Origin of the sequence: Streptococcus sp. 3705 (genome assembly GCF_013277145.1) — a bacterium.
In the GTDB taxonomy this organism is placed as follows: Bacteria; Bacillota; Bacilli; order Lactobacillales; family Streptococcaceae; genus Streptococcus.
On sequence record NZ_VMMJ01000022.1, the window covers coordinates 20,549 to 33,046 of the forward strand.

The 12,498-nt window shown below is 39.6% G+C and carries 6 protein-coding genes and 4 pseudogenes; all 10 read right to left on the reverse strand.

Going from position 1 to position 12,498, the window contains the following annotated elements; genetic code table 11:
* Positions 1-7: 7 nt before the first annotated feature.
* Positions 8-1,186, reverse strand: a complete 1,179-nt coding sequence (locus HT714_RS07085) for an MFS transporter (RefSeq protein WP_173225949.1) — start codon at positions 1,184-1,186, stop codon at positions 8-10.
* Positions 1,187-1,265: 79 nt separating this feature from the next.
* Positions 1,266-2,129: a MutR family transcriptional regulator gene (locus HT714_RS07090; protein ID WP_173225947.1), complete on the reverse strand. Its 864-nt coding sequence runs from the start codon at positions 2,127-2,129 to the stop codon at positions 1,266-1,268.
* Between the two features lies 1 nt (position 2,130).
* The gene (locus HT714_RS07095; protein WP_173225945.1) at positions 2,131-4,032 is read right to left on the reverse strand and encodes an ABC-F family ATP-binding cassette domain-containing protein; all 1,902 of its coding nucleotides are present in this window, start codon (positions 4,030-4,032) and stop codon (positions 2,131-2,133) included.
* A 157-nt stretch (positions 4,033-4,189) separates the two neighbouring features.
* A pseudogene (locus HT714_RS07100) lies at positions 4,190-4,576 on the reverse strand (hypothetical protein); the annotation flags it as partial.
* 3 nt (positions 4,577-4,579) lie between these two features.
* Positions 4,580-5,470, reverse strand: coding sequence for an Rpn family recombination-promoting nuclease/putative transposase (locus tag HT714_RS07105; protein ID WP_173225941.1), 891 nt, complete (start codon positions 5,468-5,470; stop codon positions 4,580-4,582).
* 402 nt (positions 5,471-5,872) lie between these two features.
* Positions 5,873-9,421 carry an LPXTG cell wall anchor domain-containing protein gene (locus HT714_RS09875; protein ID WP_275689831.1) on the reverse strand — a complete coding sequence of 1,183 codons (3,549 nt, stop codon included), beginning with the start codon at positions 9,419-9,421 and terminating at the stop codon, positions 5,873-5,875.
* A 153-nt stretch (positions 9,422-9,574) separates the two neighbouring features.
* Positions 9,575-9,775 (reverse strand): annotated as a pseudogene (locus HT714_RS09880) (hypothetical protein); the annotation flags it as partial.
* 30 nt (positions 9,776-9,805) lie between these two features.
* Positions 9,806-10,606 (reverse strand): annotated as a pseudogene (locus HT714_RS09775) (MucBP domain-containing protein); the annotation flags it as partial.
* A gap of 110 nt (positions 10,607-10,716) precedes the next feature.
* A pseudogene (locus HT714_RS09945) lies at positions 10,717-10,988 on the reverse strand (hypothetical protein).
* Positions 10,989-10,997: 9 nt separating this feature from the next.
* On the reverse strand, positions 10,998-12,498 hold a 1,501-nt coding region (locus HT714_RS09885; protein ID WP_275689830.1), incomplete at its 5' end, for a YSIRK-type signal peptide-containing protein.

Genomic DNA, 12,498 nt, shown 5'->3' on the forward strand with positions numbered 1-12,498 from the left:
AGCAAACTTATGTCTCTTTTTCAAAATGAGTTCGAACATAAATAAATGATATACAAGACAAGATGAGAACACCACTTCCAATTATCAGGAAAGAAGAGAGATGTACACTTGGCAAGACTGTCATAAATCCTTTTGCAATAGGCATAAATAGAATAGCTAAGGTAAAAATTGTACTTAGTACTCTCCCAAGAAATTCGCTCTCAACCTTGGTTTGTACTTGAGTAAAAAAGTGAATATTAAAAATCGTCATAAACAATTCACAAACTAAATTTCCAGAAAAGGAAAGAAAATTTGGCAGTGGTAATCCCATCATAAAAACTCCGACACCTGTCAAAGCCAGTAAAATCAACAGATTATAAACATTAGCTTTAATTTTACTAGCTAGAAGAGCCCCAATGATGGAACCAATAGCCCCCATAGTTAAAATACTTGCATAGGCTCCTTCTGACCCGTAAAGCTGATTCGAAAAGGGGAGGAGAAATTCAAAAGCGGCAAAAAAGAAATTAACGCTGGAAGCTACCAGCAAAAGGAAAAAAATTTCTTGCTGATGCCAGATATAGTGTAACCCATCCTTGATATCTACAAAAATATCTCTCCCAGTAAAAGCCTTTTTCTCTTGAACTTTTGCTTCCTCTTTTGGAAGGAAAGCCACTAGAACAAAAGCAATGAAAAAAGTCAGCGAGTCTAGTAATAGCGTCATATGGAGACTTGCAAATTGTAAAACAAGGAAGGAAAGAACAGGAGAGCTAACACCTACAACCTGCAAAACCAGCTCTAAGCGAGAATTATAGATCACAATCTCATCTTTCTCAACAACCTCAGTTATAATGGCTTTATTGGCTGTACGAGAAAATGCGAAAGCAATAGCCTGAACAATATTGGCAACAATCAAAGCGCCAATCATCCAGCTGTCATTCCTTATGAAAGAAATAGCCAGACAAAGAATCCCGCAAACAAGGTCCGTCGCCATTAAAATCCTACGACGAGAAAAACGATCTGAAATGACTCCGCCAAAGGGATTTACGAGAATAGATGTGACGAGTTCAGAAATCTGATACATTCCTAAAACTGTCTGTCCCATAGTTCCCATGGAAGCCAACCAGACACTATTTCCATAATCATAGAGCATATTCCCTATCTTGTTAACAGCTCCGCGGCTAATCAACTGTACTGCATAGCGATTCATATAAAAACTCCTCTCAAATTTTGAAACTATTGTATCAAAACTGAAAGGAGCTTTTTATTTTTTCCCTTATTTGGGAAAATTAACTTTTGACAAATTTTTCGTAGTGTTCCTGATAGTAGGCTACTTGCTCTGGGAGACCTAGCACATCAAAAATATGCATGGTCTCTTGCATCTGCTTACAACCTTCTTTACACTGTCCTTTTTGGTACAAGGCAAAGCCTTTTAGATAATGGAAAATATTACGCTCATAAAGCTTAATACCTTTACCAATAATCTTCTCTGTATAAGTCTCAAAATAGCTTGCATTGTCAAAAGAAAGATGCTCTAAACAATGCTGGTAACAATTGAGGGCCAAAATCAAAACCAATCTCTTATGGCGACCAATCTCTTGGTAAAATTCCTCCCTCTCCATAACTTCTCTACCAATCCGAGTGACATAGTCCACATCGTAGAAACTATAGAGGTTACCGAAAAGAATCAACTCATACATGGTCCATTCTTCTGTTTTGAAGAGATAATCTGCTACCTTATCCAAATCATCCTGCTTCATCTCATAAGTCGAATCTCTTTGACAAATCAGACCTTGTAGCAAAATCCAGTTCAGCTCAAAATAAAGGGGAGTCGTCGAACTCTTAGCCTTTTCAAGTTGTTCTTCTTGAAGCTTTTGAAAACCTGCAATATCATTTGAGTAGTAAAGTGGGATAATCTGTGCCATCATAGACACATGTTCATGATTATGGAAATCCCTTGCCTTATCCATGAAATTTTCGATTGTGACATGAATGTTATCCAAAATCTCAAAGAAACGTGAGACTGCTAGGTCAGACTCCCCAAGCTCAAAGCGAGATAACTGAGAGGTGGAGCAGGACTCGCCTGCCGCCTCCTTTAAAGAATAATTTCCACTTGTCCGAAATTCACGAAATACTTTTCCAAGATGTTCCATTTTACACCTGCTCTGATAATTCTTCCCACTCAAGCATGGCCTCTTCCTGACGATGGCTGATTTTGTCCAACTCAGCCTGCAATTCCATCAGTTTGTCGGCATCGTTTGTTTCCAACATTTGTTCAGAAATGGCTTGACTTTGACTTTCTAACTCTTCAATTTCAGCTTCTAGACTTTCTATTTGTCGCATGAGCTTACGAACTTCTTTTTGACTTTCTTTCTGAGCTTGATAGTCATTAACTGGGCTTGCTTCTTTTGCTTGATTGCTGGTTGAAGCTTCCTCAGTTTGAATCATTTCTACTTCTGATTTCTTCTCAACATAGTAATCGTAATCTCCAAGATAGAGAGTTGATCCATTCTCTGACAATTCCAGTACATGAGTTGCCACACGATTGATAAAGTAACGGTCGTGGCTGACGAATAGAAGAGTTCCATCAAAGTCAATCAAGGCATTTTCTAGCACTTCCTTGCTATCAATATCCAAGTGGTTGGTCGGCTCGTCAAGGATCAGGAAGTTGTTGTTTTCCATAGACAATTTAGCCAAAAGCAAACGAGCTTTCTCGCCACCTGACAGCATGCCAACTGATTTTTTAACATCCTCTCCTGAGAAAAGGAAGGCACCTAGACGGTTACGAATTTCAACTTCTGGTGTCAGTTTAAAATCATTCCAGAGTTCATCCAGTACAGTATTACTTGGTGTCAGCTTGCTTTGGGTTTGGTCATAGTAACCAATCTCAACATTAGCGCCAAAGCGCTTTTCACCCTTGATAAAAGGAATCTGATCCACGATTGATTTGATAAAGGTTGACTTGCCAATACCATTGGGACCAACGATAGCGACAGCATTCATCTTACGAAGGTCTAGGTTAATCGGTTGTGACAAGACTTCCTCGTCATAACCAATAGCCGCATTTTCAACAGTCAGGACAACATTGCCCGACGTTTTTTCAGACTGGAAAGTCATGTTAGCAGATTTCTTACCAGCTTCAGGCTTGTCCAAACGCTCCATTTTTTCCAGTTGTTTGCGTCGAGATTGGGCACGTTTGGTCGTTGAAGCTCGGACTAGATTGCGGTTGACAAAGTCTTCCAGAGCAGCGATTTCCTTCTGCTGTTTTTCATAGTTTTTTGCCTCAGTAGCTAGTTTTTGCTCCTTCAGCTCGACAAAGCGAGAATAATTGCCCACATAGCGATCCAAGGAATGCTTGGTCAAATCCAGCGTAATTGTCGCAACCTTGTCCAAGAAATAACGGTCATGGCTGACGATAATAAGGGCACCGCTATAATTTACCAAGTAATTCTCTAGCCAGGCAATGGTTTCAATATCCAAGTGGTTGGTTGGCTCGTCCAAAACCAAGAGATTGGGCTTTTCAAGGAGCATTTTGGCTAGAGCCAAACGAGTATTTTGACCACCAGAAAGCTCAGCTATTTTCATCTGCCACATAGACTCGTCAAACTTGAATCCATTCAAAATCGCTCGAATATCAGCTTCATAGGTAAAGCCGCCTGCTTGGCGAAAATTCTCAGATAAGCGATCGTAATCTGACATCAGTTTATCCAAATCCTCACCAGACTTTTCACCCATCTCCAGCTCCATCTGACGAAGTTGTTTCTCAGTCCGACGCAAGTCATCAAAGACATGAAGCATCTCATCGTAGATGGTATTTTCAGACTCAAAACGACTATCTTGAGCTAGGTAAGACAGAGAAATATCTTTTTTCTTATTGATTTCTCCACTAGTTGGCTCCTCTTCTCCAACTAAAATCTTCAAAAGAGTAGACTTACCTGCACCATTTTTCCCAACAAGGGCAATCCGATCTCGTTCATCAACTTGCAGGTTGATATTATCGAAAAGAACCTCTCCTGCAAAAGAACGTTCAATTTTATTAGCTTGTAAAATAATCATACAAGTAGTATAGCATGTTTCCCTAAGGCATTCAAGATAATGGTCTTAACCCAAATATCCTAGAAAAACCGACTCTGTTTATGCTTGGTATTAAAAAACATTTGGATTAGAAATTCTATTTATTTTGCAAGATAGATGGTAAAACATTTTTACTCGTTCACAAGAGTGACTCAAACTCGGCGACGGTCATACCCAACTGCTCACTCGCAACCTCAGAAGTCAGAAGACCTTGGCGAACGAGATTTACTAGACCTACTTTTAATCCCTGTTCAATGCCCTCTGCACGACCTCGTTCTAAACCTTGTTCAATGCCTTCCGCCCTAGCAGTTTCCAAGGCATAGTCCTGTGCTAACAAGGCCTGTTCTTCACGCATACGTAGTTGACTAAACATTTTCCTGTCCTCCTCGGACCAGCTCTTGTAGTCCAGCAGTTGGTCTGCTTGGCTGATGGCTCGCTCAGGTTCTTGGGTAAAGGGCTTGTTACCAAAAAACTCCAACTACGGCTTACGAACCTCGTCTTTGCTGGTTTCTCTGTATTTTTTTAGTCCTTATTTGTGATGGCCTTTCAATAGCACCTCAAACTCAGCCACAGTCATACCCAACTGCTGACTGGCAACCTCAGATAGCAGCAGACCTTGGCGAACGAGATTTACTAGACCTACTTTTAATCCCTCTTCAATGCCTTCCGCCCTAGCTGTTTCCAAGGCATAGTCCTGTGCTAACAAGGCCTGTTCTTCTCGCATACGTAATTGACTAAACATTTTCCTGTCCTCCTCGGACCAGCTCTTGTAGTCCAGCAGTTGGTCTGCTTGGCTGATGGCTCGCTCGGGTTCTTGGGTAAAGGGTTTGTTCCCGAAAAACTCCAACCACGGCTTGCGAACCTTATCTTTGCTGGTTTCTCTATATTTTTTTAATTCCAAGAACGCCATCTTGACTAGATGGTTTTCTTGACCGTTATTTGTGATGGTTAAGACCTCACCTGTCGTGTCCTCTCGCATACTAAAGCTATGAAAAGCCAGGTCATCTGAGAAATAATTGCTATCCACAATTGCGATTGCGTATACTGGTGCGATATGTTTGTAACTCTGGTGAGTATTTCCTTCTTGCTGGCGGATTTTTTCAAGATTTTGATTGACCTGACTACACAGGTAAGCCCACAGGCGATTGATGAAAAAATTCTGATGATGAACTTGGATTTCGATAATAGCCTGCGTGCCATTGTCCAACTCCGCCAAGACATCAATACTAATATAGAAATCCTGGGCCGAGTACGGCAGGGAAGGCAAGACGTGAATATTGCTCCCCTCCAAAATGGTCACATTTTTTGCTGGCAAGTCCAACATATCACGAATAAATTGACAAGTGATTTCTGGATTGCTGAAAATTTTCTTAGCAACCAAGTCATTGGTCGGGCTGATTCCCGGATGACGTACAGTCATATTTCTTCTCCTTTCATTATAGCACATTTTTTAATCTAATTTACTAGATTCGATGCTTCTATCTATTTATTCGGAAAAAGAGTAGAAAAACAAAAGAAATATCAAACTTTATAGCAAAATGAAATAAACTCTGAACAAATAGGATAGTAAAGTCGAATCAATTTCTAGCAATGTTTTATAAGTTATAATGCTCTATTCTGAATTTGAGAGAACATATAATTTAAAGAGACTGGACCAAAAACTCAACTTCCGTAAAAAATGAAGTAAATCTTTCCACAATAAAACGCATAGTCTCAAGTTTTTCAATACCTGATACTATGCGTTTTTCTGATTTGAGAGGCTTTTTTCTCAGTCTCTTCTTAATCTTAGCTTTTCTCAACCTGCTACAGTTGATAAAGAGCTTTATTTTTCATCTTCTTTTTTCTTGAAGAATCCTAGTCCTAGACCAGCTAACAAGGTCATGATACCAACGCTAGCCAAGGTAGCATTAGCTTCTGTACCTGTGTTTGGCAATTCCTCTCTTCTATTTGTCTCAGAAGTCGGAGTATTTGCTTCTGGAGTGTTTGGAGTTGGAATTTGACTTTCTGGTGTTGGAATAGTCGGATCTTGTGGAGTTGGAATCGGTGTGGTCGGTTTCTGTGGAACAGGATTATTAGGCTCTACTGGTGTTATCTTTTCAAATCTATGAATTGTAACACCATCCTTCGTTACAGTTGTAATATATCTGTATCCAGGAATATTTCCTGGCTCATGAGTTCCAGATTTTTCTGGTTTCAATGGCTTACCATTTTCATCCACCCAGATTGTAATATGATTACTTTCTGGAGTTGGTTTTACCGGTTCTTCCGGACTAGGTGTATTTGGAACTTTTACATACTCAATCGGTGTATCCTTACCAGGCTCTGTTGGTACTGGTGGTACCTTGTATCCATTTTCTGGATGTTCTGGATCAACTGGTACTAATGGATTTCCATCTGGTGTCTTAGGTGTATAACCTGGCACATATGGAATCACTGGTGTGTTTGGTTCAACTGGTGTTCCTGGCTGTGGATATTCTGGTTCTCCAGGCTTAGTTGGGTCTGTCGGATCGTTTGGATATGGTAGTGGCGTTGGTGTTTCTACACCTGGCACTTTTGGTATCCATGAACCAAGTTTCTTGTAAACCACTTCAATTGTTTGATTTGCAACAGTTGGTGTTATTCCTTTTCTTTCAGCTACTTCTTTTTGAGCTGGGTCTTTAAGGATGTAACCTTTAACTACTGGTGATGATACTTTATCGAATGTACTATCTCCACCAACTGCTTTCCAATCTCCATAAGCAATCTCACCTGTTACTACGTTAATCTTAGCTTCACGTGTGAATGTCACTTTGTCTGTTGATGGTTCAGAAAGTTTGTTTCCTTCTTCGTCAACATAGTTAATTGTACGTGTTACTTGTTTTGTAGTTTCTAGTTTGTTGATTAAGTCCTCTGTCCATCTTGGAATTGTTGGATCATTTGGATTATTTGGATCTACTGGTGTATCTGGATCGATTGGTTGTCCTGGTACTGGTTTATTTGGATCTTTCGGATCTGTTGGATCAAATGGTTTCACTGGTTTAACACGTGGTGTTAATGTCACCTTGAAGTATTGATCAACCTTAGGATCGTTATCAAAAGTACCCTTAGGTGGATAAGTGTTAGTTTCAACATCATATCCTTTTAGTTTTAATTTCGCAATTGTTGCTTTGATTTCACCGTCTTTTGTTAATGGTGTATTTGAATCTCCTGTTTCTGTGATTGGTGTTTCTAATACATTTCCTTTTGGATCTACGAAGCTTGTGATTGCTTTTTGTTGTCCGTCTTTTACATACTCAATCGGTGTATCCTGACCAGGTTCTGTTGGTACTGGTGGCACCTTATATCCATTTTCTGGATGTTTTGGAGCAACTGGTACTAATGGATTTCCATCTGGTGTCTTAGGTGTATAACCTGGCACATATGGAATCACTGGTGTGTTTGGTTCAACTGGTGTTCCTGGCTGTGGATATTCTGGTTCTCCAGGCTTAGTTGGATCTGTCGGATTGTTTGGATATGGTTTAGGTGTCATATCTGTTCCTGTCGGTGGTGTTACACCTTCTGGTAATCTTGGCACCCAATTTCCTAGTTTAGTATAAACTACTTTTTGATCTAATCCTGTCGAATCTACATTTGTTTCCACTTTATCTACTGAAGCTTTGTCTGCTACATAGCCTGTTAATTCAGGTGTGTCTACTTTTGCTAATTCTTTATCCGCACTTTCCCAATTTCCGTATGTGATTGTTCCTGTAACTGCATTATATGTCGCACTACGTTTGAAGTGGGCTGTTTGTTTTACAGTTGGTTTCGCATCCGCTATTTCTGGTCCATCCGCAGTTTCTTTCTTAACGTAAGTAATTGTACGTGTTACTTCTTTTTCTAAGTCAGATTTTGCTAATCCAGTTGCTGGCCATTTTGGTCCTTCTGGTTTATCTGGATCTACTGGATCATTTGGATTTTTTGGCTCTGTTACTTCTACAGTACGTTCCTTAACAAGTAATTTGAATACTTGTGTTGGATCTCCATCTGTTGGATCTTTTTCCTTATCAAATTTTTGATTATTTAATAAGTCTTTATTCTCAACTACATATCCACGTTTTTCCAACTCTGCAATCTTAGTTGTTACTGAATCAGTTGGAATCGGCTCACCTGTTTTACCTGAAAGTTCTACTTTCTCTTCTGGTAATTCTACCTCTGTTCCAGTTGTTGTGTTGAACACCTTCACTACAGCTTTTTGAGGATCTTTTTCATACTCAATCGGCGTATCGTTTTCTGGTGTTTCTGGAATCGGTGGTACCTTGTATCCAATTTCTGGATTATTTGGATCAACTGGTTCTAACGGTTTGTCTCCGATTTTTGGTGTGTATCCTGGTACATATGGAATTACTGGTGGAGTTTTTGGTTTTTCAGGAGTTCCTGGAGTTTCACCGTCTGGGGTGCCAGGTTGAGGGTTTGGTGTTTCTCCTGGATTTCCTGGTGTTGTCGGATAATCAGGATATTTAGGTTTTGTTGGATCGTTTGGATCGTTTGGATATGGAATTGGTGTTGGTGTTGGGTTTTCTACACCTGGCACTTTTGGTACCCAGCTTCCAATTTTCTTGTAGACAACTTCCTCTTCAAACGATTCAGTATCAGCTGTCACTTCACTAGAAGGAACCTTCACTTTATCAGCTATATATCCAGTTAATACTGGAGTTTTCACTTCATCTAGTGTTTGTTTATCACTCCATGCACCTATTGTTGTTAGACCTGTCGCTAAGTTAGTAGTTACTTCGCGGGTAAATTCAGCTGTCTTAGTATTCGTTAATTTACCATTATCAACTTCAACTTTTGTTCCATTTATTTCATCAATTTTATAGTATTTAATCGTACGTGTTACAGATTTTGTTTCTGTTTCAACTGATGTACGCTCTCTAAGAATGAGTTCATAAACTTGCGATGGGTCTCCAGTTTCTGAATCTTTTACTTTATCAAACGTTTCACCTTTTAATGGTGTTTTATTATCTACAATATATCCACGTTTTTCTAAGTCTTTGATTTTTTCATCAAGCTTTGTTGAAGGAATTGCAGCGTCTGGTATACCACTATCGATACTTACTTTTTCATTCGGCAATTCTATTTTTACGCCATCTCTGATCGTATAGACTTTTACTACTGCTTTTTGTGGATCTGGTGTATAGTTTATTTCTATATTTGTTTTTGGATCTGTTGGAGTTGGTGGTGTATATCCTTCCGTTAAATCTGTTGGATTTTTCGGTACTAAAGGAGTTCCGCCAACATTTGGTGTATAACCTGGCACATATGGAATCACTGGTACATTTGGTGTAGTAGGATCCGTTGGATCTCCAGGTCTTGTTGGATCGTTTGGATCGTTTGGATATGGTTTAGGTGTCATATCTGTTCCTTCAGGTGGTGTTACACCTTTCGGTAAGTTTGGTACCCAACTTCCTAGTTTTGTATAAACAACTTCTTTCGTTAGATTAGTCACATCACCAGTTGAAGTTGGCGCTGTTGCTTCTTCTTCTCCTACGCTTGCTATATCTGCGATATAACCTTCTAGTACTGGTGTATCTACTTTCGGGAATTTACTATTTGTGCTTGTCCAGTTCTTGTAAGATACCGTATTATGCTCTGTATCAGTTACTTCTTTTCCTGTGAATGTGACTGTATTTTCTTTCGTTTGTTTTTCAAGAACCGTTCTTTTTATAGTTCCATTCACATTATCTTCTTTTACATAGGTAATTGTTCTCTTAACTGTTCTGGTTGCATCTACTTCTGCCGGCGCTTCGCTTTCTTTATAAACTAAGGTCACTGTTCTACCTTCGCTTACAATATTCCCAGTTAAACTTGCAGAATCTGTAGCTTCTTTTTCAAAAGTATAATATCTTCCGTCAGTAGTAGTCATGCTACTGAGTTTTTTATCTGTGACATTATAGCTGGTACCAATAAGCTGTCTTTTGTTGGTAATGTAGGTTCCGTCGCTTTCTTTTTCTCCAATTCCAGTGTCATTTTTTAATGATAATAAATTCCCTTGTTCATCAACATAACGAACTTTCACATTTCCTGAGATTAGTTCTGCCAATTCTGATGTTTTCTTCTTTTTCTTGATTTCTTCGGTTATTTTATCTTTCTCTGCTGGTGGAATATTTAATTTTGGAATGATTTTTTCAACAACGAATCGTGATGGTTCCACCGTGTCTTGAATAACTGAAAAGTCAGCTAGAATTGGGAGATTATACTGAACACGGTGACTTTGAGGATTGACCCCGACTCTGTTATCATTTCCTGAAAATACTTGTACGGTATAAGAAACAATATCTTTTCCTAGTAAAACATCCCCAGTTGAGAAGTAGCCACCTTTTCCGAGTTTGCTATCCCCAGGGCCCAATGCCGCCCTAATCTTATCCGATAAATCTTTATCAGAAATCACATTCGTTCGCTCAATCCCTTTATCTACCCCTATAAAGCGTGAGAAGTTTTTGAACTCTTCAGAACTAGATCTAGCCCAACCATGATTAAGATTATTCGCTTTTGTATTTGTATTCTCTCTCAAAGGTTTGGGGATTAGCATTATAGGCATCGGCACTTAGAGTTGCTGCTACTTCTGACCCTTGAATACCAACTTCCTTGCTACCGTTTCTAGCGGCAGTATATGTGTATTTATCTGTTTCAACTTCCAGCTGATCATCGTTAACATGATAGGTAATTTTCTTAGCGCCTGGTATAAGAGTCCTCAGTAGTTTATATACTCTGTCATCGGCTTTAGCTTTAGCTGCCTCCTTAGTCGCGTTTATCCAAGTTGGAGTATTAGGAGTCTCTTGATCAGCAAATTTCAATAAAGTATTTAATTCGTTTGATAGCCTTATAGTTGTCTGCGATGTGTTTGTAAAAGTTTTCTTCCACTCTGAATCTCTTTCTTTTGATTTTTCTATACTTAAGAAGTCTTCCGTAACATTCATCACGATATCGCCTTATTTTTTAGCTTCTTCCGTAGCTTCTGCTTCAAGTTTATCGTACAGTTCTTTTTCTTCGTCTGTAAATTTATTTTTGGGTTTACGGTGCAATGAAGTATGTTTTATTTTCTCATCACGAATTTCATTAGCACGCTTTTTTAACTCTGCTTCAAAAAATCTCTTAATTGTTTGGTGCGCCTGTTCTACATCCAAACCTTTTTTATACAAGTCTTCATTCTGAACGATTTCGGCTACACGGTGAATGGTTTCATCGTATACCGTCTTCTCTTGGCCAGCAGTATCCTTAGTTTTAATGACTACTCGATAGGTTCCTTTAGAACCGTTAATATCTGAGATATAGCCAGTTACAAATTCCACGCGAACACGGCTTCCGAAGTCAGGAGAAAAGGCAGTAAACTGCTTCTCTATCCCATTATAGCCAACGACACCTGGAGAATATTTCCTATATTCATCCTTCTTCAAAAATGGAAGGTCTTTATAAGGAGTACCGGCTGAATCCGCACGTTCATTTTGAGCACGTGGATCATACTTCGAATTATCTGAAACTGTCTCGTCACGATTGGCACGTGTACGTCCTTTAACAAGCATGAGCATGTACCTGAAACGACGGTCTAAGGCTTGTTCGTGCACATAGATGTTGTCTAAAGCATCTCCGCCAAGCATACCACCTTGTATTTTTTCACCTTTTTCGTTGACATACCAACCTGTAAAGTAGCCTTGCTCATTTTTCTTACCGATTACAAATTTACCAGGATTCCCTTCTTTATCAATGGCACTCCAACCACCAAAGTCATGAAGCTCTCTAATTTCACCTGGTTTTAAATTCAAAGCATCACCAAGGGTGTTCATATTACGCAAGTAAGAACGTTCATTATTTTGGAAGTCGTCTGGCATATTTTTTACAATATCCCATAATTCTTCGAGAGTCAGATTTTCCTTAGGAGTATCAAATTTCAGGTTGGCATTCTTATCATCCCCACCCGTTTCTCCATCTTTAGGCACAATGACCCCGGGCTGGTGTTCTTTTACTATATCACCCTTACGATTGGCATCCAGTAAATCTGGATCAGTATCTGCTGGGTCTGAACCTCCCTCATTTCCAGAAGTCGGCTCTGATTCAGTTCCTGTAGCTCCATTCGATGGATTACTTGCGTCCCCATCAGCTAATTCTCTTTTACCACGAGTACGAGGTTTGGCACCTTCTGGAGTTACTAGCGGATTGTCAGCTACTGGAGCATTATAGGTGCTAGCTGCTGCATCAGTATGACTGAGGTCAGTCTTGTTTTCTGGCTCTCCAGTTCCAGGCTGTCCTGGATCTACCGAGCTTGCAGTCCTCTCAGCTCCCTTATCTGAGTCCACACCCTCAGCATGAGCAATCCCAGCTCCCATCAAAAGATAGAGCGCCCCAATGACAACACTAGCTGCACCGACACTTACTTTTCGTATACTGTATTTTAATTGTTTTTCTGGACTATTCATGCCCGCCTCCATATATATA